Genomic DNA, 21,149 nt, shown 5'->3' on the forward strand with positions numbered 1-21,149 from the left:
GCCAGGCCGTCGAGCACCGGCGCGAGCGCCCAGGCCAGCAGCAGGCAAGCCGCGCCGACCGCCGCCATCACGGCGCAGGCGGCCCAGCCGACCAGCCCGGTGCTGCCGAGGACGAAGCCCTGCAACGCCTGAAGAATGTCAGCCGAGGCGATGGTGATGAGGTCCTTGGCGGCGCCCAGCACCACGCCCACGATCACGCCCGCGAGCAGCAGCCGCAGGGTCTGTTGCACGCCGCGCGCCAGCGTGAGCGTGAGCAGCACCGCGGCCACGGCACCGACAAAAGCCGCGCCGGTGAGCCCCAGGCGCATCACCCATTGCGTGCTGGTGACGGAGCCGCCGAACAGCATCAGCGCCAGCGCCACGGCCAGCGACGCGCCCGACGCGCTGCCCAGCAGGTACGGGTCGGCCAGCGGGTTGCGAAAGAGGCCCTGCGCCACCGCGCCCGCAAGCCCGAGCAGCGCGCCCGCCAACCACGCACCGAGGGTGCGCGGCAGGCGGATGTCCCACACGATCTGCAGCGCCACCGGGTCGTGCCGCGCGGACAGCAGGCTCTGGAAACCGGTGCTGCCGATGCCCAGGCCGAAGAGCAGCAGCGCCGCGCCCAGCACCAGCAGGCCGGCACCGAGCAGCAGCACGCGACGCAGGTGCGCGGAATGCATGCCGCTCACCGCCCCTTGTCCGACAGGCACTGCGCCATCAGGCGCGCGGCCTCGTCCATGCGCGGGCCGGGGCGCACGACCACGTCGGTCTGTTCGGCGTCGAAGCGGCACACGCGGCCTTCGCGCACCGCGCGGATGCCGCCCCAGCCGGGTCGCTGCTCCAGTCCCATCGCGCTGCGCACGCTGACCATGATGAGGTCAGGGTTCGCGCGCACCACGAACTCGGGGTTGAGCTTGGGAAAGGGGCCGAGCGACGCCGGCACGATGTTCTTCACGCCGAGGCGCGCGAGCGTCTCGCCGATGAAGGACGAATCGCCCGCCGCATAAGGGCCGGTGTTGACCTCGAAGTACACGCGCAGGCCTTTGGCGCTGGCGGGCAGCGACTGCGCCGCGGCCGACACGGCCGCATCGATGGCGCGCCACACGGCCGGCGCTTCGTGCGTGCCGAGCACCTGGTCGAGCGCGCCCAGCACGCGGCGCACGTCGGCGTGGCTCCTGGGTTCGAGCACGATCACCTTCAGGCCCAGTGCCTCGAGCCGCTGCGTGACACGCGACGATCTGGCGAGCAGCACCACGTCGGGCTTGAGCGCGACGATGGCTTCAACGTTCGGATCGATCCCGCCGCCGAGCTGCGGCAGCGCACGCACCTGCGCGGGCGAGTTGGAATACCGGTCGACGCCGATCAGCCGGTCGCAGGCGCCGAGCGCGCAGACGCCTTCGGTCAGCGACGGCAGCAGCGAGACGATGCGCTGTGGCGGCTGCGCCAGGTGCACGGTAACGCCGCGCTCATCGACCACGTCGACGGCCTGCGCCGCCTGCGCGCCCACCACCAAGGCGAGCCCGAGCAACGACGCGCGCAACCAGGTCTTCATGCGATCGAAGCTCATGCGCCAGGTGCCTTCAACGTCAGCGGCAGGCCGGCGACCATCAGCGTCGCGCGATGGCAGGCGGCCGCCACGTCCTGGTTCAGCCGGCCGAGCACGTCGACAAAAGCGCGGGTCTCGCGGCCCAGCGGGATCACGCCCAGGCCGATTTCGTTGCCGACCAGCACCACCGGCCCGCGCGCCTCGCGCAGCGCGATGAGCAGCAGCGTGGCGTGCGCCGAAGGCGTGCGCGTGACCACCGCGGCGCCTTCGGTGCGCAGCGGCATCAGCAGGTTGGTGAGCCACAGCGTGAGGCAGTCGACCACCACGAGCGTGTCGGGCGCGCTCTGCGTGACGATGGCACGCCCCAGCTCGATCGGCTCCTCGAGGGCCTGCAGACCGGGCACGCGCTCGGCGCGGTCGGCCTGGTGGCGCGCGATGCGCTCGCGCATCTCGTCGTCGTGGGCCTGCGCGGTGGCGATCAGCACCGCGCGGCGAGATGCAGGCCCGGACGCCAGCCAGTCGGCCGCGCGCTGTTCGGCGCGGCGCGACTTGCCGCTTTTCTGGCCGCCGAGGATGAATTCGTGCTCAGTGAGGGGCATCGGGGGGCGCCTGTGCGGCGTGGCTGTCGAGTTCGAGGGGCATGGCGCTGAAGAGCCGCGCGGTCGCTTCCGGGCTGGACGCGAACCACGCATGGAAGTAGCTCGCGCGCACGGGGCCGTGCACGTACAGCGCCTCGCCGCCGCGCGTGCCGACGGTGCGCGCGGCGGGCGCGAGCGGCGTCTCGCAGCGCGAGTAGTGGAAGGTGTGGCCGCGCAAGGCATGCGCGCCCAGGTCGAGCTGCTGCGGGCCGAGGCCGGCCAGCCGCTTCTGCATGACGGCCCGCCCCGGCAACACGCCCCAAAGACGGTGCACGTCGGTTGGCTCGGCGTCGTCGCGCGTGGCGAGTTCGTCGAACAGCGCCATCATGCCGCCGCATTCGGCCCAGATCGGCTTGCCGGCCGTGACGTGGTTGGCGAGCGAGAGCCGCAGCCGGTCGCTGGCCGACAGCACGGCCGCGTGCAGTTCGGGGTAACCGCCGGGCAGCCAGGCGGCATCGCAAGGCGGCAGCGGTTCGTCGGCCAGCGGCGAGAAGAACGCGAGCCGCGCACCGAGGGCTTCGAGCACCTCGAGGTTGGCCGGGTAGATGAACGAGAACGCCGTGTCGCGCGCGATGGCGATGGTGCGTCCGGCCAGCAGCGGCGCGACGGGCGCCGTCGGCGCGGGCTCGAAGCGCACCTGCGGCAGCTGCCCGGGTGCGCGCTGACCCAGCGGCGTGGCGGCGAGCACGTCGGCCGCGGCGTCGAGCCGCACCATCGCGTCGCCGAGTTCGGCAGCGCCGACCAGTCCCAGGTGGCGTTCGGGCAGCGCGAAATCGGCGCTGCGCGGCAAGGCACCGAGCCAGTCGTCGGGCTCGCGCAAGGCGTCCTTCAGCATGTCGGCGTGGCGCTCGCCGGCCACGCGGTTGGCCAGCACGCCGGCCCAGGGCAGGCCCGGGCGGAAGTTCTGCAGGCCGTAGGCCAGCGCGCCGAAGGTGCCGGTCATGGCCTGCGCGTCGATCACGGCCAGCACGGGCAGGCCCAGGCGCTCGGCCAGCTCGGCCGCGCTGGGCGTGCCGTCGAACAGGCCCATCACGCCTTCGACGATCACCAGGTCGGCCTCGCACGCGGCGGCATGCAGGCGCGCGCGGCAGTCGGCCTCGCCGGTCATCCACAGGTCGAGCGAATGCACCGGCGCGCCGGTGGCCAGCGCGAGCCAGTGCGGATCGAGGAAGTCGGGACCGCACTTGAAGGCCCGCACGCGGCGGCCCTGGCGCACGTGCAGCCGCGCCAGGGCGGCCGCGACCGTGGTCTTGCCCTGCCCCGAGGCCGGCGCGGCCACGAGCACCGCGGCGCAGGTGACGGCTGCGCCGGGCGAAGAACGGCGGGTGTTTACTGCGGAGTCCACTTGAGTCCGACGTACGCGGTGCGGCCCCCGGTGGCGTAGAGCCGTGCGAACTGGTAGTCCTTGTCGCCCACATTGTCCACGCGCGCCACGAGGTTCAGGTCGCGCGTGATCTGCGTGCTGGCCGACAGGTTCAGCAGCGTGTAGCCGCCGAGCTTGACGGTGTTGGCCGCGTCGTCGTAGCGCTTGCCCGAGCTCTGGACCTCGGCGCCCAGCGTCCAGCCGGCGATGCGCCAGTCGGCGCCCAGCGTGCCGTGGGCACGGGCGCGGCGTGCCAGCAGGTGGTCGGTGGCGAGGTCGCGCGGGTCCTGGTAGTCGAGCGAGGCGCGCAGCGTGACGTCGCCGATGCGGTGGCCGCCCGTGAGCGTCACGCCCTGGTAGCGCGCACGCGCCGTGCTGGCGTAGCAGCCGAACGACGACTGGCAACCCTTGGCGCTGCCGTCGAACACGATGAGGTTCTGCACCCGGTTGCGGTACAGCACGATGCCGGCCTGCGTGCCGCCGGCCGTGTACTGCAGGCCCAGCTCGACGTTGCGGCTCGATTCGGGCTGCAGGCTCGCCAGGCCGTATTCGCTGAAGCGCTGGTACAGCGTGGGCGCACGGAACGCGGTGCCGGCCGACACGGTGGCGCGCAGGCTCGGCGTGATGGCGTAGCCGTAGGCGGCGCTGCCGGTGGTCTTGCCACCGAACTCGCTGTCGTCGTCATGGCGCACGTGCAGCTGCAGCGAATGCGGGCCCTTCACGTAGCCGTAGCCCAGTGCGGCGGCGTTCTGCGAGCGGTCGCGCGAGAACAGCTTGGCCGAGGTGGTCGGCGCGTTTTCGAGCGCGTCTTCGCGGCGCTCGAGCGTGGCGGTCACCAGGTGCGCGCCGAAGCGGAATTCGTTCTGGAACAGGTAGCCGCGCAGGCGGGTCTCGGTGCGATAGAACGAGGGCTGGGTCTTGTATACGGTCTGCGAATCGGTCACCTGCAGGCGGGTGCTGTAGATGTCGTTCCACTTGGCCGACCAGGTCAGGCCGGCGGTGCGCAGCTCGTTGGTCGACACGTCGTCGCGAAAGGTGATCGGCGGCTTGGTGCGAAAGCTCACCGACGGGTCGTAGGCCGCTTCGGTGTTGCTGGTGAGCAAGGTGGCGTCGATGCGCTGGTCGGGCGTGATCTGGAAACCCAGCTTCAGGTTGCCCGAGGTGCTGCGGTAGCCGTCGCGGTCGGGGTTGGTAAAGCCGTCTTTCGAGGGCGTGCGCTTGGCGATCGGCTGGATGTTGAAGCCCTTGCTTTCCTCATGCGCGACGCCGAACGAGTAGTCGAGCAGGCCCGACTTGCCGCTCACGCCGCCTTCGATCCGGCGCAGGCCGTGGCTGCCGAAGCCGATGCCGGCGTAGGGCGACACGCCCTCCTCGCCGCGCTTGGTGAAGAGCTGGATCACGCCGCCCACGGCGTCCGAACCGTACACCGCGGCGGCCGGGCCGCGCAGCACTTCGATGCGGTCGATCTGCGCGAGCGGAATGCCTTCCCAGCCGGCGCCGCCGGTCGATTGCGAATCGATGCGCACGCCATCGAGGTAGACCGCGGTGAAGCGCGATTCGGCGCCGCGGATGAACACGCTGGTGGCGTTGCCCACGCCGCCGCTGCGCGAGATCTCCATGCCGGGCAAGCGCGCCAGCACGTCGGCCACGCCGGTGGCGCCGCTGCGTTCGATGGTCTTGCGGTCGATGATGGAGACATCGCCCACCAGGTCCGACAGCGCCTGCGGCGTGCGGTTGGCGGTGACGACGGTCTCGTCGAGCGTCGCGGCGGCTTGCGCTTGCGCAGCCAGCGGCACCAGGGCCAGGCCGCCGAAGGCCGAGGCCAGGGCGAGCGTCAGCGGCAGGCACGCGGGACGGTTGCGGCGCACGCTGGCGCGGCCGCTGGAGAGGGAAACACAGGAAATCATGGGGTGAACCGAACGAACTTCTATGCCCTGGCCGGCTTCCCCGCCGGCGCCATGGGCGTCATGGCTGCCGATGCGGCAGCCGCCTTGTTGGCCGGTATCCGGGCTGGCAGATCGACCCTTTGCCGCCTTCCCAGGCACCTGTTTCAGGGCGCCCAGTGGCTGGATGGAAAGGGGTGACGCGTTGCGGCGTCGTCTGCTTGACCGTTGCGGGGGCAGCGCAGGCGGCTTCGGCCCCGGGGGGCGTCCACTCCTGCTTCCCGTTGAACTGCGCCGTGCGAACCACGCCGCGAGCACCAACGGGCGAGATTTTAGGGTGAATCGGCATTCAGACGGGGCCGCGAAGGACGAATACCGGGTGCAGTGCAAGGCGCGGTGAGCGCCGCGTAGCTTGGCTACGCAAGCGAAGCGCAACGCCGCAATGCGCCCGGTATTCGTCCTTCCCTTCGGGTTGGCCCGCCTTGCACCCGCCTGCTTTGTCGGCCGGCTTGACCAGAGATGACTCTGGCCTGCGCCGCCCTCCGCGCATCCGGGTGCAAGGCGGGCCAACGCGGCCCCGTCTGAATGCCGATTCACCCTAGCCCACGGGGCGCACACGCCACACCGTGTTTGATCACGGGCGGCGCAGGCCCCAGAATCTCGGCCACGTCCGGTGCGCGCCCCGCGCGGTGCGCCGGATGTTCCGAATTCCCGGGAAACTACAATCGCCAACCATGCCCGCCTCCAGCCCCATCGACCAGATCGCCGAGCGTGTGGAACGCCTGCTCGTGCGTCACGAAGAGGTGCAGCGCACCAACGCGCTGCTGCAGGAACAGGTCGATGCGCTCACGCGTGAACGCGACGGCCTGAAGTCGCGGCTCGCCGCAGCCCGCACTCGCCTCGATGCCCTGCTCGAACGGCTGCCGGCCGAACCCCCTTCCGAAGATTCCCATCACGCATGAAGCAGATTGAAGTACAGATCATGGGCCAGAGCTACTTGCTCGGCTGTCCCGACGGCGGCGAAGCGCAACTGCGCGAGGCCGTCGACCGCGTGGACGCGGCCATGTGCAAGATCCGCGACGCGGGCAAGGTGAAGGCACGCGACCGCATCGCCGTGCTCGCCTCGCTGAACCTGGCTTTCGATCTCGCGGCCCAGCAGGCCGCTGCTGCCGCCGCACCGGCCCCCGTCGCGGCCAGCAGCACGGAAGAAACCGCCACCGACACCGACCCGAAGGCCGCCCAGCTCATTCAGAGACTCGATCAGGCCCTGGCGGGCGATGGACATTTGCTCTGAGGGCGCGCGGCCCGGCACATCCGGGGCGTAAAATCCGTTTTGTCTGCAGACGTGTCGGGCTTAATATTTCCTTGTTCCAATGCTCTCCGGAGCCGGGCTTGGTACATCGCTTGACGGGCGTGATCATCTCGCGTCAGATGAACCCGAAGTCCTGCTGCCCTCGCCCACCTGAACCCTGGTTCAGGATGCGGGTCCGGCACACCATCTGCAGACACCTTTTCCCGCCACGGCCCCCTGCCTCACCGCTCGGGGCCGTTGCTTTTTCAGCCGCTCGTTCTTTCCCCATCCTCCCGTGAACCTCGCTGCCCTGCTCGACCCGCTCCTGATCGCCGAACTCGCCGCGCTCGGCCTGGGCACCGGTTTCCTCGCCGGCCTGCTGGGCATCGGCGGCGGCATGCTGATGGTGCCGTTCATCACGATCATCATGGGCCAGCGCGGCGTGCCGGCCGACCTGGCGGTGAAGATGGCGATCGCCACCTCGATGGCGACGATCATCTTCACGTCGGTATCGAGCGTGCGCGCGCACCACAAGCGCGGCGCGGTGCGCTGGGACATCGTGCAGCGCCTGGCACCCGGCATCGTCATCGGCAGCCTCGCGGGCAGCCTGGGCGTGTTCGCGCTGCTCAAGGGCACGGCGCTGGCCATCTTCTTCGCACTGTTCGTGGGCTTCTCGGCCACGCAGATGTTCCTCGACAAGAAACCCAAGCCCACGCGCCAGATGCCGGGCACCGGGGGCCAACTCGCGGCGGGCGGCACCATCGGCTTCATCTCGGGCCTGGTGGGCGCGGGCGGCGGCTTCATCAGCGTGCCGTTCATGACCTGGTGCAACGTGGCGATCCACAACGCGGTGGCGACCAGCGCGGCGCTGGGCTTTCCGATTGCCGTGGCCAACGTGCTGGGCTATGTGCTCAGCGGCCAGTCGGTGCAGGGCCTGCCGGCCGGCGCCTTCGGCTACATCTGGCTGCCCGCGCTCGTGGTGATCGCGGCCTGCAGCGTGTTCACCGCGCCGCTGGGCGCCAGGGCCGCGCACAGCCTGCCGGTGAAAAAGCTCAAGCGCGTGTTCGCGAGCATCCTGTACCTGCTGGCCGCCTACATGCTCTGGAAGGGCCTGCGGGGCTGAGGCATATCAAACACCCCGTGGCTTTCCTGTGCCATCCTATGCGGCACTTGTTTACAGTCGTAGAAGGAAAGCCATGAAAATCCTCATTGCAGTCGACGGTAGCGCCTACACGCAAAAGGCCCTCAATTACCTGCTCGCCAACCGCGCCATGTTCGTGGACGGCCATGAGCTGGTGGTGGTCAATGTCTGCACCGGCATCTCCGGCCACGTGGCACGCCACCTGAGCAAGGAAATCGTCACCGAGTACTACGCCGAGGAAAACGCCAAGGTGCTCGACCCGGTGAAGGCCTGGTTCGCCGAGAAAGGCGTGGCCAACTTCACCGCCGACGCGCGCCACGGCCACGCGGCCGAGGAAATCCTCAAGTCGGCCACCGAATCGAAGGCCGAGCTGATCGTGCTGGGCACGCACGGCCACGGCATCCTGGGCCGCGCGCTGATGGGCTCGGTCGCGACCAAGGTCGTGGCCGAGACCGACATCTCGGTGCTGCTGGTCCAGTAAGAAGACCCGGTCACCCCGGCGACGGCCGCTACGCCGTGGCCGCGGTCATTGCAGCGAGCGCTGCCGCCGCCATTCGCGCGGCGAACATCCGAAGCGCTCGCGAAACGCGCGGCTGAAATGCGCCGCGTCGTTGAACCCTCTCCCGTACGCGATCTCTCCCACGGGCCGCCCTGCCAGGCGCGGCTCCAGGAGGTCGCGGCTGCATGCGTCGAGCCGGCGCTCCCAGATGTACTGCGAGGGCGTCAGCGGCTCGCTCTTGAACACGCGGTGGATGTGGCTCACCGACATGCCCAGCTGCGCCGCCAGCGTGCCCACCGACAGCGTCGGATCGGCCAGCTGCTCGTCGATGAGCTGCTTCACGCGCGCGAGGTGGTACGCCGTGAGCTTGCTGAGCGCCGGTGCGTGCGCCGCGGGCAGCGTCTGCAGGCCGGCCACGAGGATGTTCTGCACGCCATGGGACACCGCCAGCGCCGAGGCCGGCTGCAGCGCGTCGAAGTCCTCGCGCAGCGTGCGGATCATGCCCAGCAGCAGGTGCCCCGCGCCCTCGCGCCCCGACACCGTGGTGGCCGTGAGCGCTTCGGTGTCGCGCAGTTCGCTGCGCAGCCGCTCGCCGGGCAGCTTGAGCACGATCTGCTCGAAGGGCTGGTCGAACAGCAGCTGGTAAGGCCGCGTGCTGTCGTACAGCGCGAAGTCGCCGGCGCCGAGCACGGCGTCGCGCCCGTCCTGGCGCACCACGCCTTGCCCGCGCGCCTGGATGCTCACGAGAAAACAGTCGTCGCTCGATGCGGCGATGTGGCCCGGCGTGCGCATCACCTTCTGCGCCCGCGAGGTCACGACCGACATGCCGAGGCCGGGCAGCGCGTGCTGGCGGATGCTGCCCTCGAAGTCGCCACCCTCGCCGGTGCGCACCGCGTCGCATTCGAGCTGCACGTAGACGTTGCAGATCATGTCGGTCCAGTACGCGAGCCGCTGGTCGCGCGGGACGGCATCGGTGCTGAGCAAGGGGGTCATCGGGGTCCTCGGAAGGCCTTCGCAAGGCACATGCAACGCTGGAACAAGAACGCCGCCAATCCGGGTCAAGGCGTTCCGGCGGCGCGAATTTACGCTTCATGCAACCCGCATGCCACCGCGCAAACCCGGTGCGCACAGCGGGGATTTCGTTACGTTCATTGCCCCCTGGAGAACACCCCATGCCGACCACCGTCCACCCCCAGCTCCGCGTCGCCGCCGTGCAGGCCGCGCCTGTTTTCCTCGACCTCGACGCCACCATCGACAAGACCATCGACCTCATGGCGCAGGCCGCGAAACAGGGCGTGCAGCTCATCGCCTTTCCCGAGACCTGGGTGCCGGGCTACCCGTGGTGGGTCTGGCTCGACTCGCCGGCCTGGGGCATGCAGTTCGTGCAGCGCTACCACGACAACTCGCTGGTCATCGGCTCGCCCGAGTTCGAACGCCTGCAGGCGGCGGCACGCCAGCACAAGATCTGGCTCTCGCTCGGTTACAGCGAGAAAGCGGCGGGCAGCCTGTACATCGCGCAGGCGCTGATCGACGACCAGGGTCGTACCGTGCAGACGCGCCGCAAGCTCAAGCCCACGCACGTGGAACGCACCGTGTTCGGCGAAGGCGATGGCGCCGACCTGCACGTGGTCCAGACGCCGCTGGGCAACATCGGCTCGCTGTGCTGCTGGGAGCACCTGCAGCCTCTGAGCAAGTACGCGATGTATGCGCAGAACGAGCAGATCCACTGCGGCGCGTGGCCGAGCTTTTCGCTCTACCGCGGCGCGGCCTACGCGCTGGGCTATGAGGTCAACAACGCCGCGAGCCAGGTGTATGCGGTCGAGGGCGGCTGCTTCGTCATCGCGCCCTGCGCCACGGTGTCGAAGGCGATGAGCGAGCTGATGTGCACCGACGACGGCAAGCGACAGATGCTGGGCGTCGGCGGCGGGCATGCGCGCATCTACGGCCCGGACGGCTCGCCACTGGGCACGCCGCTGGCCGAAGACGCCGAAGGCCTGGTGGTCGCCGACATCGACCTCGGCATGATCGCGCTCGCCAAGGCGGCGGCCGATCCGAGCGGCCACTATTCGCGGCCCGACGTCACGCAGCTGCTGCTGAACAAGACGCGGCGCACGCCCGTGGTGGTGCAGCTCACGCCGGAGCCCGAGGGCAGCGTGCCCGAGCCGGTCGTGGCCTGAGCCGACCACGGAGCCGCACCATGGAATCGGCCATCCCCGAGCACCTGCGCTGCCCGCGCACCCGCGAGCGCCGCGTGGCAGACGACCACACCCCGCCCTACCCCGGCTGGTCGGCGCGCGCGCCCGCGGCGACGACCCAGGTCGTGATGGGCTACTTCGGCGTGCAGTCGCGCGGCCCGGCGATGCAGGGCCGGGCTTGCGCCGCGCTCCTGAAGATCACCCGCGACTTCGCCCTGCCCGACGGGCCCGGCCACCACGACCTGGCCCACTGCGTCGACGCCGACGGGTACGACAACCTGATCGCCATCGCCTGCTGGTACGATGCGGCGGCGTTCGCGCGCTGGTGTGCCACGCCCGCCATCGAGGCCTGGTGGAACGCCGACGAGCGCTTGCATGAAGGCCTCGGCTACTTCCGCGAAATCGCATCCCCGCGTGCTGCGCACTTCGAGACCCTGTTCAGCACGCCCGACCGCCTCGAGGGCATCGGCGTGGTGATGGGCGGTGTGAGCGGCGAACTGCAGGAGCACGGCTACTGGGGGTCGATGCGCGATCGACTCCCGCTCGCGCAGGCCGACGCGCTCGCGCCTTCAGGCACGCGCGCGGTGATCGCCGGCACGCCTGCACCGGGCCAGCGCGTGCGCATCGCGGGCCACACGCACCTCGCGATGATCCGTTCGGGCCAGGAATGGACCGAGACCACCGGCCAGGAACGCCAGCGCTACCTGGAAGACATGGCCCCGGTGCTGCGCCAAGGCATGGACTTCCTGCGCGACCAGGGCCTGCCCATCGGCTGCTACAGCAACCGCTTCATGCACCACCTCGACGCACACGGCGCTCCGCTGCAGAAGTCCTTCGGTCTGAGCTACTGGCGCTCGCTGGCCGACATGGAGCGCTGGGCCGAGTCGCACCCGACGCACGTCGCGATCTTCGGCAGCTTCATGCGCTACGTGCAGGCGCTGAACTTCGAGCTGCGCCTGCGCCTGTACCACGAGGTGTCGGTGCTCAAGGCCGACGAGCAGAGCTACGAGTACATCAACTGCCACGCGCGCAGCGGGCTGATGAACGGGCTCGCACCCGCCGCCTGACGCCCGGGCGCGCGGCGGGCTCAGGCTGCGAACAGCCCCTTGTGCTCGGCGCGCAGCAGCGCCTTCTGCACCTTGCCCATCGTGTTGCGCGGTAGCTCCGGCACGACGAAGCAGCGCTTGGGGATCTTGAAGTTCGCCAGCTTGGCCTTGAGCTCGGCCACGATGGCGTCGGCGTCGATCGTGGCGCCGCCCTTGGGGATCACGATGGCCACGCCCACCTCGCCGAAGTCGGGGTGCGGCACGCCGATGACGGCGCTTTCGGCCACGCCGGCCATCTCGTTGATGTAGCCCTCGATCTCGGCCGGGTAGACGTTGTAGCCGCCGCTGATGATCAAATCTTTGCTGCGCCCGACGATGGTGATGTAGCCGCGCGCATCGATCTTGCCCACGTCGCCGGTCTTGAAGAAGCCGTCGGAGGTGAACTCTTCCTTCGTCTTCTCGGGCATGCGCCAGTAGCCCGCGAACACGTTGGGGCCCTTCACCTGGATGCCACCGATTTCGTCGACCGGCAGGTCCTTGCCCTCGTCGTCGCGCACGCGCAGCTGCACGCCGGGCAGCGCGAAGCCGACGGTGCCGCCGCGGCGCTCGCCCTTCTTGGCGTCATACGGGTTGGACGTGAGCATGGCGGTCTCGCTCATGCCGTAGCGCTCGAGGATGGTGTGGCCGGTGCGCTCGCGCCATTCGTCGAAGGTCTCGATGAGCAGCGGCGCCGAGCCCGCGACGAACAGGCGCATGCTGCGCACCGCCTCGCGCGTGAGGCCCGGTTCGGCCAGCAGGCGCACGTAGAGCGTGGGCACGCCCATGAACACCGTGGCCTCGGGCAGCTTGGCGACGATGCGCTTGGGGTCGAACTTCGAGAACCACAGGATCTTGCTCCCGTTGAGCAGCGCACCGTGCAGCGCCACGAACAAGCCGTGCACGTGGAAGATCGGCAGCGCGTGGATCAGCACGTCGCCCTTCGTCCAGCCCCAGTAGTCCTTGAGCACTTCGGCGTTCGACAGCAGGTTGCGGTGCGTGAGCATCGCGCCCTTGCTGCGGCCGGTGGTGCCGCTGGTGTACAGGATGGCGGCGAGGTCGTCGGGCTTCTTGATGGCCACGGTGTGGCGGTCGCTGCAGCGCGCCGCCGCGTCGAGCAGCGTGCCGGTGCGGTCGTCGTCCAGCGTGAACACATGGCGCGTGCCGGCCGCCTCGGCGATGGGGCGCACCCAGGCCGCGTTGCGGCCGGTGCACACGACCACGGCGGGCTCGGCGTTGCCGATGAAGTACTCGATCTCGGCGCTCTGGTAGGCCGTGTTGAGCGGCAAGAACACGTAGCCCGCGCGCAGCGTCGCGAGGTACAGCAGCATGGCCTCGACCGATTTCTCGACCTGCACGGCGACGCGCGCGCCCTTCTCGAGCTTCAGGCCGTCGAGCAGGTTGGCGATCATCGCGCTGGCGCGGTCGAGGTCGCGCCACGAGTAATGCAGGCCGTTGTCGGTCTCGACCGCGATGGCGTCGAGGTCGGCGGGAAAGGCGGCGCGCAAGGCGGCGAACAGGTTGGCGTTGGGGGAGGACTTCGTCTTCATCATCTTCGTCATCATCGAACGGCAGGCTCAGGAAGGTCGGAAATTCGGAGGGCGCTTGCCCAGGAAGGCATCGATGCCCTCGCGGTGCTCGGCGCTGTCGGCATAGTCGTACGCGGTGGCCAGCAGCTGCTGTGCTGCCGCGCCGCCGCTCTTCAGTGCGGTAAAGGTGGCCTTGTGCAGGCGCGCGGCCTGGGGCGACAGCGCCGCAATGCGCGCCGCATGCGCCTGCGCAGCGGCCGGCACCTCGGCATCGGGCAGCACGTGCAGCAGAAAGCCCGCGTCGTACAGCCGCTGCGCACCATGCACGCCGGCGGCCAGCAGCATGTCGCGCGCCAGCACGTCGCCGATGGCGCCATGCACCAGCGCGGCTTCGCGCGGCGCCATCGGAAAGCCCAGCTTCGCGATGGGCGCGCCGAACTTCGCCGACGCACCGGCCAGGCGGATGTCGCAGCAGCTGGCGATCTCGACGCCGGCGCCCATGCAGGCACCTTCGATCTGGGCCACCAGCGGCAGCGGGCAGTCGAGCATCGCCTGCAGCGCGGCCCAGACTTCGTTCTCGTGGAATTCGCGCAGGCTCGCTTCCTCGAAGCGGAACGAGGGGTACTCGGAAATGTCGCCGCCCGCGCAGAAGGCACCGCCCTCCCCGCGCACGACGACGCAGCGCAGCGCGGTGTCGCCGTGCAGGCCGTCGAACACCGCGCGCAGCGCGCGCCACATGGCGCGCGTCATCGCATTGAGACGCCCCGGGTTCGACAGCGTGACAACCGCCACGGCGCCTTCGCGGCGCAGCGAGACCTGCCGCTCGCTCATTCGAGCTTGGCGCCCGAGGCCTTCACGACGGTCGCCCATCGCTTGATCTCGGCGTTGACGAAGCGGCCGTAGGCGGCGTTCGTGACGTTCGGGATCTCGGAGCCGTTCTGGGCCCAGATGGCTTTCAGCTCGTCGGTGCCCAGCGCCTTCTTCATCGTGTCGATGATCTGCGTCTGCGCTTCGGCCGGCGTACCCTTGGGCGCCCACAGGCCGTACCAGGTGGTGACGGTGTAGTCGGGCAGCCCGACCTCGGCGGCGCAGGGCACGTCGGGGAACGCGGGGTTGCGCTTGGCGCCGGCCACCATGAGCGCCTTGATGCGACCGCCCTTGATGTGCTGCGCCGAGGAACCCAGGCCGTCGAACATCAGGTCGACGTTGCCCGCGATCAGGTCGGACAGCGCCGGGCCCGCGCCGCGGTACGGGATGTGGGTGATGAAGGTGCCGGTCTGCAGCTTGAACAGCTCGCCCGCCAGGTGGTGCGAGGTGCCCGAGCCGGCCGAGCCGTAGTTGAGCTTGCCGGGGTTGCGCTTGGCGGTGGCAATCAGCTCCTGGATGGTCGCGGCCTGCACCCGCTTCGGGTTGACCACCACCACCTGCGGCACGTTGGCCAGCAGCATCAGAGGCACGAAGTCTTTCTCGAGGTCGTAGTCGAGCTTGGGATAGATCGACGGCGCGATCGCGTGGTGCACGGCGCCCATGAAGAGCGAGTAGCCGTCGGCCGGCAGCTTGGCCGCGATGCTCGCGCCCACGGTGCCGCCGGCGCCGCCGCGGTTGTCGATGACCAGCGTCTGGCCCGCCGCGCGGGAGAACTGGGCCGACAGCGGACGCGCGAAGGCGTCGGTGCCTCCGCCGGCCGGGAACGGCACCACCATGGTCACCGGCTTGGTCGGCCAGCCTTGGGCGCGCGCACCACCGCAAAGGGCCACGGCCCCGGCAGCGGCGGCGACGCGCAGCACATCGCGTCGTTGAAAACTCTGTTGCGTCATCTGTCTCGTCTCCTGTCGTCGTCGTTGTGGATGTTGCCGCCCTCCGGCGGTCAAGGTGCGGGCCGCAGCGCTGCCGCGGCGAAGCGAACGGACTCAGCCTTTTTTGAGGAACAGGCCTTCGATGTCTCCCGAAACCGCGATCTTGCCTTCGGCCAGCCAGGTGCGATGCCGGTCCAGGCGCTTGAGGTCGTACAGGTAGTTGACCATGAGGCCGTACGACTGCTTGAGCCCCTTGGCCGATGGGTCGCCGGCCCAGTTGAGCCGCTCGACGCGCGCGCCATTGCCCAGGTGGAAGCGCGCGACCGGGTCGGCCGGCGTGCCGTCGACCAGCGTGCGGCCCAGGTATTCGGCGGTGGCCTGCAGCAGCCACTGGCGCAGCGGCGATTTCGCGTCGAGTTCTGTTGCTGCATCAACCGCTGCCAGCAGGCGCTCGGCCGTGGGCGGCACCGAGCCGACGAGGCGGCCGAGTTCGGCTTCGCGCTTCTCGTCCAGGCGCGGCAGCAGCTCGGCGGCGTTCTTGGCGAGCCACGCGCGCAGGCCCGGAATGGGCGACAGCGTGGCAAAGGTCTTCAGGCGCGGCAGCTCGTCCTGCAGGGTCTCGACCACGCGCTTGATGAGCGAGTCGCCGAAGCTCACGCCGCGCAGGCCGGTCTGCGTGTTGCTGATCGAATAGAAGATCGCCGTGGTGGCCTTGGCCGGCTGCACCGGCACGGCGGCCTCGTCGAGCAGCGGCATGATGCCTTCGCTGATGCGGTCGACCAGCGCCACCTCGACGAAGATGAGCGGCTCGTTCGGCAGGCGCGGATGGAAGAAGCCGTAGCAGCGGCGGTCGCTGTCGTCGAGCCGGTTCTTCACGTCGGACCAGCTCTTGATGTCGTGCACCGCCTCGTAGCGGATGAGCTTCTCGATCAGCGAGGCCGGCGAGTTCCAGTCGATGCGGCGCAGCTCGAGAAAAGCCACGTCGAACCAGGTGGAAAACAGGTGCTCCAGCTCGGCCTCGAGCGCGAGCAGGCGCTTGTCGGACTTCAGGCACGGCAGCAGGTCGGCGCGCAGGTCGACCAGAAAGCGCATGCCGCCGGGCTCGACCGCGAAGCGCTGCAGCAGCCGCATGCGCGGCGACACCAGCGCGCGGCGCAGGCGCAGCTCGGCCTGCCCTTCGTCGGGCGTGCCGACGGCGCTCTGGTGCTGGTCGCGCGCGCTCTTGAGCTTGCCCGCGTCGGCGGCGAAATGCTCGCTCATAAGCGCCCAGTAGTCGCGGCGCTCTTCGGGCGAGGCGCCGGCATAAGCCTGCGCGATGGCATGGGCGCGGCGGCCGCCCTCGACCTCGCTCACGCGCGGATCGATCACCGCCTGCAGCTCGGCCAGCACGCGGCGCAGCGTGCGCGGCGACAGCGCCTCGTCGGCCTTGCGCAGCGTGGCCTGCAGCCGCTCGGCGGTGGTGCGGGCGCTGGGCTTGGGCGTGTGGCGGGCCGGGCCTTTCGTGGCGCCGTTGCTCGCCACGGGAACCTTGGACGATTCGCCCATGCGCAGGCGCGCCTGGAACCACTCGGTCGCACTCATCGATCTGCTCCTGTGCCGTTGGCTGTATGGGCGATGCCTGTCATGGCATCACCCGGGATTTCTGCTGTTGCATGACTTCGCGCAAGGCTTCGCGCTGGCGCGTCATGTGGGTGCGCATGGCGGCGTCGGCGCCTTCGCTGTCGCGCGCCTTGAGCGCGGCGAACACGGCCAGGTGCTCCGACAGGCTCTGGTCGAGCCGCCCCGGCGCGTGCAGCTGCTGCAGCCGCGCGAGCTTCAGGATCTTGCGCAGGTCGCCGATCACCTGGGCCAGCCACTTGTTGTCGGCGAGCTTGATGATCGCCTCGTGAATGATGTGGTTGGTGGCGTAGTAGTCGTTGATGCGCCGCGCCTTGGCGTGGCGCACCAGGCGCTCGTGCAGCGCGTCGAGCTCGTTCAGTTCGGCGTCGCTGGCGTTGCGCGCGGCCTCGTAGGCGCAGCGCCCTTCGAGCAGCGCGATGACCGGAAAGATCTCGTCGAGGTCGCGCTCCGTCACCTCGTTCACGAAGCAGCCGCGGCGCGGCTCGTGGCGCAGCAGGCCTTCGGCCGTGAGCACCTTCAGCGCCTCGCGCAGCGGCGTGCGCGAGATCGACAGCCGCTCGCACAGGGCCACCTCGTCCACGAAGCTGCCGGGCGACAGCGTGCCGTCGAAGATCTGCTCGCGCAGCGTGGCGGCGACTTCGTCGTGGAGGGAATTGGGGACCAGGCGCATGCGTTGAGGACTCGGAAAGTCGGCGGGCGTTTCGCGTAATTTCCTGTAATTACACATAATTGTGAGTGCATGGTTAACGCAATGCAAGGGCCGCGCCCTGCCCTTGCGGCCCGGAATTACCCTGAGACCGACGAAAAAAAGCGGCGTCCACCCGAAGGTGCTGCGCCGCGTTGTGCGGGGTGTGGAGAGGTCAGGCGCGCGCGGTGCTGCCCGTCTTGCCGGCGCGGCCGAACCAGATCCACAGCGCGATGCCGCCGATCACCATCGGCACGCTGAGCCACTGTCCCTGGCTCAGGCTGAGCGCGCGCAGGCCCAGGAAATCGTCGGGCTCGCGGAAGTACTCGGCCACGAAGCGCAGCACGCCATAGCCGATGAGGAACACGGCGGCCACCTGCCCCTGCTTGCGCTCCTTGCGCGCATAGAGCCACATCACGACGAACAACAGCAGGCCTTCGAGCAGGAACTGGTAGACCTGCGACGGGTGACGCGGCAGCATCGAGCCGCTTTGCGGGAACACCATGCCCCAGGGCAGGTCGGGACTGCTGAAGCGGCCCCACAGCTCGCCGTTGATGAAGTTGCCCACGCGGCCTGCGGCCAGGCCGGTCGGCACGCAAGGCGCGACGAAGTCCATCACCTGCCAGAACGGCCGCGCACGCGAGCGCGCGAACCACACCATGGCGCCGATCACGCCGAGCAGGCCGCCATGGAAGCTCATGCCGCCCTGCCACACGTACAGGATCTCGAGCGGATGCGTGAGGTAGTACTCGGGCTTGTAGAACAGGCAGTAGCCGAGCCGGCCGCCGACGATCACGCCCATGACGCCCAGGAACAGGATGTCCTCGATGTCCTTGCGTTGCCACACGCCGGCCGTGGCCAGCGAGCGGAACGGCTCGTGGTGCAGGCGGCGCGTGCCCAGAAAATAAAACAGCGCGAAGGCCGCCAGGTAGGTCAGGCCGTACCAGTGGATGGCCACCGGCCCCAGCTGCAAGGCGATGGGATTGATCTGCGGATACATGAGCATCCGACGATTGTGCCGTGGCGCAATGACGCCGCGGCCGCGGGGGCATTCAGGGCAATGTCAGCGCCCGAACTTCCACCACAACAACCCCGCCACCAGGGCAGGTACCGCGAAGATGAACAGGAAGATCGGCAGCTCCTCGGCCACCGAGTACCCGGCCTTGAGCACGCCCACGGCCATGTTGATGCCCGCGCCGACGAACCACGCCGGAATGAACCACTTGGCCGCCGCGGCCAGCGCCATCGACGAGCCGTCGCCCATGAAGCGGCCGGCCAGAAGAAACACCACCAGCAGCGCGAAGCCGCCCCCCATCACCATGACTGTGTGCATCTGCGTTGTCCTCCTGGGCGCATCTTGCCGGATATCGGCGCTTCAGCGCGTGGTGTAGCCACCGTTGGCGAAGATCGTCTGGCCCGTGATCCACCAGCCCTCGGTGACCAGGAAGCGGACGATGGGTGCGATGTCCTCGATGTCGGTCAGGCCCTTCTTCGAGTACTTGCTGAGCGCGGCGGCGCTGCTGTGGTACGCCACGGCCTCGGGGCTTTCCTGGCCGTAGAAGAACGGCGTGTCCATCGGGCCCGGGCCGATGGCGTTCACCGAGATGCCGCGGTCGCCGAACTCCTTGGAGGCCGCGCGCGTGTAGTGCTCCACCGCCGCCTTGGCCGCCGGGTAGATGGCATAGAACGGCGTGTAGGCCGCGAGCAGCGAGCTCACCAGCGTCACGATGCTGCCGCCATCGGCCAGCGTGCGGCCGGCCTGCTGGATGAAGAAGAAGGCCGCCTTGGCATTGGCGTCGAAGCTCTTGTCGTAGTCGGCTTCGGTGATGTCCAGGATCGGCTTCTTGATCACTACGCCCGCCGTGTTGATCGCCAGGTCGACCTGGCCGAAGTGCTTCACCGCCTGGTCGAACAGCTTCACGTTGTTCTCGACCACCGCGAGGTCGCCCTGCACCAGCAGCGTGTCGGCGCCCTTGGCCTTCAGCGCGGCGGCGGTCTGCTCGGCCTCGGCGCGCGAGCCGTCGCTGTTGTAGTGGATGGCGATGCCGCGGACGCCGCCGTCGACCAGCTGGTGGGCGATGAGGGCACCGAGGTTCTTGCCGCCGCCGGCAATGACGGCGACCTTGTTCGTGAGCGTGCGTGCGGACATGGAAGGATTCCTTTGAGTGAGTGAAAGACCCGGGACGGGATGTGTGACGAGCCGCCAGTCTATTGATCGCCAAGTTGCGGATAAATCATTCATTCAAGGCTAGACTATTCTGAAAACCAAGAACAATCAGCCCCGCCGCCATGGACCGCATCGAACTCCTCCAGGTCTTCCTGCGCGTGGCCGAAACCGGCAGCTTCACGCGCGCCGCCGACCGGCTGGCGCTGCCGCGCGCCACCATCTCGACCGCCATCCAGCAGCTCGAGGCGCGCCTGGGTTCGCGCCTGCTGCACCGCACCACGCGCCGCGTCGGCCTCACGCCCGACGGGGAGGTGCTGCTCGAGCGGGCCCGTGCGCTGGTGGCCGACATGGAAGACATGGAACAGCAGTTCCAGCCCGCGCACAGCAGCGTGAGCGGCCGGCTCAAGGTCGACGTGCCCAGCCGCATCGCGCGCCTGCTGATCGCGCCGGCGCTGCCCGACTTCTTTGCACGCCACCCGGCGGTCGAACTGGAACTCGGTTCCAGCGACCGCGCGGTCGACCTCGTGCTCGAAGGCGTGGACTGCGCCCTGCGCGTCGGCCCGCTCGCCAGCAGCAGCCTCGTGGCCCGGCCGCTGGGGCACTTCACGCTCATCAACTGCGCCAGCCCCGCCTACCTTGCGCGCCACGGCACGCCGCGCACGACGGCCGACCTGCCGCAGCACGTGGCGGTCAACTACGCCTCGCCGACCAGCGGCCGGGCCGCGCCGTGGGAATGGCAAGTGCGCGACGGCGAGACCCAGGTGCTGCGCCTGCGCAGCCAGGTGGCGGCGAACAACGCCGAGACCTACATCGCCTGCGCGCTGGCAGGGCTGGGCCTGATCCAGATCCCGGCCTACGACGTGCGCGAGCACCTGGCGGCCGGCGAGCTGGTGGAAGTGCTGCCCGACGCGCGCGCCGAGCCGCTGCCGGTGCACCTCGTCTACCCGCACCGGCGCAATCTGTCGCGGCGGGTGCAGGCTTTCGCGGGATGGCTCGACACGCTGCTGGCGGCCACGCTCGATGCGCCCTCGCCCGCCGGCCGGGCGGCGCGCAGCGCCTGAGCTTTACACCGTCACGCGACCGGCCCGCTCGCGCACGAAGGCCACGAAGCGCGCCAGCGCCGGGTGCGCCGCCTGCGCGGGCCACACGAGGCTGGTCTCGCACACCGGCAGCGTCACGCGGCGGCGCCCCACGCCCTTGAACTCGTGGACCTGCCGGTAGACCACGCCCGCGCGCCGGAACTGCATCACGCTGTGCGGCACCCAGGCCGCGCCGATGCCGCCCGACACGAGGTTGACGATCGTCTGCATCTGGATCGCCTCCTGCGCCACCTGCGGCGTGCGCCCGGCCGCGTGGTACAGGTCGAAGATCGCGTCGTGCAGCGAGGGCACGATGCGGCGCGGAAAGATCACCAGCGGCTCGTCGAGCACCTCGGCCAGCGGCACGGGCCGCGCCTCGGCCAGCCGGTGCTGGGCGGGCAGCGCGAGCACCAGCGGCTCCACCTCGACCGGCAGGCAGGCCAGCCCCGGCGGCGCGGCGCCCGGCGAATGCAGCATCAGGCCGGCGTCGATCTCGCCGCGCGCGAAGGCCTCGAGCTGCACGTCGCCGGTGGCCTCGACCAGCTCCAGCGCCACCTCGGGGCACAGCACGCGGAACTCGCGCACCCAGGCCGGCAGCTGCTCGAAGCCGACCGTCGAAACGAAGGCGATGCGCACGCGCCCCACCTGCCCCGCCG

22 protein-coding genes and 1 riboswitch are annotated in these 21,149 nt (G+C 69.7%); of the genes, 7 read left to right on the forward strand and 15 right to left on the reverse strand.

Going from position 1 to position 21,149, the window contains the following annotated elements; all coding sequences use genetic code 11:
- The 5 genes from VBO01S_RS25155 to VBO01S_RS25175 all read right to left on the reverse strand — a co-directional run.
- The coding region (locus VBO01S_RS25155; protein WP_062480558.1) for an iron chelate uptake ABC transporter family permease subunit at nt 1–659 on the reverse strand (659 nt) is incomplete at its 3' end.
- A 5-nt stretch (nt 660–664) separates the two neighbouring features.
- Entirely contained in the window at nt 665–1,531 is an 867-nt protein-coding gene (locus tag VBO01S_RS25160) for an ABC transporter substrate-binding protein (protein ID WP_062480556.1), read from the reverse strand.
- Nucleotides 1,532–1,542: 11 nt separating this feature from the next.
- Nucleotides 1,543–2,124 (reverse strand): bifunctional adenosylcobinamide kinase/adenosylcobinamide-phosphate guanylyltransferase, encoded by a 582-nt coding sequence (locus VBO01S_RS25165; protein ID WP_062480523.1) that lies wholly within the window; start codon nt 2,122–2,124, stop codon nt 1,543–1,545.
- Entirely contained in the window at nt 2,111–3,508 is a 1,398-nt protein-coding gene (locus tag VBO01S_RS25170) for a cobyrinic acid a,c-diamide synthase CobB (protein WP_062480525.1), read from the reverse strand. The genes VBO01S_RS25165 and VBO01S_RS25170 overlap by 14 nt, the downstream gene beginning before the upstream one ends.
- Nucleotides 3,493–5,433, reverse strand: a complete 1,941-nt coding sequence (locus VBO01S_RS25175; protein ID WP_062480527.1) for a TonB-dependent receptor domain-containing protein — start codon at nt 5,431–5,433, stop codon at nt 3,493–3,495. Before VBO01S_RS25175 ends, VBO01S_RS25170 begins: the two co-directional genes overlap by 16 nt.
- Before the next feature lie 72 nt (nt 5,434–5,505).
- Nucleotides 5,506–5,745, reverse strand: a riboswitch (cobalamin riboswitch).
- Nucleotides 5,746–6,143: 398 nt separating this feature from the next.
- On the opposite strand from VBO01S_RS25175, the gene VBO01S_RS25180 reads away from it, so the two are divergent.
- The 4 genes from VBO01S_RS25180 (at nt 6,144) to VBO01S_RS25195 (ending at nt 8,322) form a co-directional block, all read left to right on the forward strand.
- The gene (locus VBO01S_RS25180; protein WP_056581479.1) at nt 6,144–6,371 is read left to right on the forward strand and encodes a hypothetical protein; all 228 of its coding nucleotides are present in this window, start codon (nt 6,144–6,146) and stop codon (nt 6,369–6,371) included.
- Nucleotides 6,368–6,703: a cell division protein ZapA gene (locus VBO01S_RS25185; protein WP_062480529.1), complete on the forward strand. Its 336-nt coding sequence runs from the start codon at nt 6,368–6,370 to the stop codon at nt 6,701–6,703. The genes VBO01S_RS25180 and VBO01S_RS25185 overlap by 4 nt, the downstream gene beginning before the upstream one ends.
- Nucleotides 6,704–6,995: 292 nt before the next feature.
- The gene (locus VBO01S_RS25190; RefSeq protein WP_062480530.1) at nt 6,996–7,823 is read left to right on the forward strand and encodes a sulfite exporter TauE/SafE family protein; all 828 of its coding nucleotides are present in this window, start codon (nt 6,996–6,998) and stop codon (nt 7,821–7,823) included.
- Between the two features lie 73 nt (nt 7,824–7,896).
- Nucleotides 7,897–8,322 (forward strand): universal stress protein, encoded by a 426-nt coding sequence (locus VBO01S_RS25195; RefSeq protein ID WP_062480532.1) that lies wholly within the window; start codon nt 7,897–7,899, stop codon nt 8,320–8,322.
- A 45-nt stretch (nt 8,323–8,367) separates the two neighbouring features.
- On the opposite strand, the gene VBO01S_RS25200 is transcribed toward VBO01S_RS25195, so the two are convergent.
- Nucleotides 8,368–9,333, reverse strand: coding sequence for an AraC-like ligand-binding domain-containing protein (locus VBO01S_RS25200; protein WP_062480534.1), 966 nt, complete (start codon nt 9,331–9,333; stop codon nt 8,368–8,370).
- A 179-nt stretch (nt 9,334–9,512) separates the two neighbouring features.
- On the opposite strand from VBO01S_RS25200, the gene VBO01S_RS25205 reads away from it, so the two are divergent.
- Both VBO01S_RS25205 and VBO01S_RS25210 read left to right on the forward strand, forming a co-directional pair.
- Nucleotides 9,513–10,517 carry a carbon-nitrogen hydrolase family protein gene (locus VBO01S_RS25205; RefSeq protein WP_062480536.1) on the forward strand — a complete coding sequence of 335 codons (1,005 nt, stop codon included), beginning with the start codon at nt 9,513–9,515 and terminating at the stop codon, nt 10,515–10,517.
- 20 nt (nt 10,518–10,537) lie between these two features.
- Entirely contained in the window at nt 10,538–11,602 is a 1,065-nt protein-coding gene (locus VBO01S_RS25210) for a phenylacetaldoxime dehydratase family protein (RefSeq protein WP_062480538.1), read from the forward strand.
- Between the two features lie 20 nt (nt 11,603–11,622).
- On the opposite strand, the gene VBO01S_RS25215 is transcribed toward VBO01S_RS25210, so the two are convergent.
- The 8 genes from VBO01S_RS25215 to VBO01S_RS25250 form a co-directional block, all read right to left on the reverse strand.
- Nucleotides 11,623–13,167: a malonate--CoA ligase gene (locus VBO01S_RS25215; RefSeq protein ID WP_062480560.1), complete on the reverse strand. Its 1,545-nt coding sequence runs from the start codon at nt 13,165–13,167 to the stop codon at nt 11,623–11,625.
- A 27-nt stretch (nt 13,168–13,194) separates the two neighbouring features.
- A complete protein-coding gene (locus tag VBO01S_RS25220; RefSeq protein WP_062480540.1) occupies nt 13,195–13,977 on the reverse strand; it encodes an enoyl-CoA hydratase/isomerase family protein in 783 nt (260 codons plus the stop codon).
- The gene (locus tag VBO01S_RS25225; protein WP_062480542.1) at nt 13,974–14,963 is read right to left on the reverse strand and encodes a Bug family tripartite tricarboxylate transporter substrate binding protein; all 990 of its coding nucleotides are present in this window, start codon (nt 14,961–14,963) and stop codon (nt 13,974–13,976) included. Before VBO01S_RS25225 ends, VBO01S_RS25220 begins: the two co-directional genes overlap by 4 nt.
- A gap of 93 nt (nt 14,964–15,056) precedes the next feature.
- Entirely contained in the window at nt 15,057–16,523 is a 1,467-nt protein-coding gene (locus VBO01S_RS25230; protein ID WP_062480544.1) for a malonyl-CoA decarboxylase, read from the reverse strand.
- 40 nt (nt 16,524–16,563) lie between these two features.
- Nucleotides 16,564–17,232, reverse strand: a complete 669-nt coding sequence (locus tag VBO01S_RS25235; protein WP_062480546.1) for a GntR family transcriptional regulator — start codon at nt 17,230–17,232, stop codon at nt 16,564–16,566.
- Between the two features lie 190 nt (nt 17,233–17,422).
- Entirely contained in the window at nt 17,423–18,253 is an 831-nt protein-coding gene (gene lgt, locus VBO01S_RS25240; RefSeq protein WP_062480548.1) for a prolipoprotein diacylglyceryl transferase, read from the reverse strand.
- Between the two features lie 57 nt (nt 18,254–18,310).
- Nucleotides 18,311–18,580 carry a hypothetical protein gene (locus VBO01S_RS25245; RefSeq protein ID WP_062480550.1) on the reverse strand — a complete coding sequence of 90 codons (270 nt, stop codon included), beginning with the start codon at nt 18,578–18,580 and terminating at the stop codon, nt 18,311–18,313.
- A 42-nt stretch (nt 18,581–18,622) separates the two neighbouring features.
- Nucleotides 18,623–19,396 carry an SDR family oxidoreductase gene (locus VBO01S_RS25250; RefSeq protein ID WP_062480552.1) on the reverse strand — a complete coding sequence of 258 codons (774 nt, stop codon included), beginning with the start codon at nt 19,394–19,396 and terminating at the stop codon, nt 18,623–18,625.
- 140 nt (nt 19,397–19,536) lie between these two features.
- Here VBO01S_RS25250 and VBO01S_RS25255 point away from each other — a divergent pair, with 140 nt between their 5' ends.
- Nucleotides 19,537–20,475 (forward strand): LysR family transcriptional regulator, encoded by a 939-nt coding sequence (locus VBO01S_RS25255; protein ID WP_062480554.1) that lies wholly within the window; start codon nt 19,537–19,539, stop codon nt 20,473–20,475.
- A gap of 3 nt (nt 20,476–20,478) precedes the next feature.
- Here VBO01S_RS25255 and VBO01S_RS25260 read toward each other — a convergent pair.
- A partial coding sequence (locus VBO01S_RS25260; RefSeq protein WP_062480562.1) for a LysR substrate-binding domain-containing protein occupies nt 20,479–21,149 on the reverse strand: 671 nt, incomplete at its 5' end.

The organism is Variovorax boronicumulans NBRC 103145, assembly GCF_001591345.1.
In the GTDB taxonomy this organism is placed as follows: domain Bacteria; phylum Pseudomonadota; class Gammaproteobacteria; order Burkholderiales; family Burkholderiaceae_C; genus Variovorax; species Variovorax boronicumulans.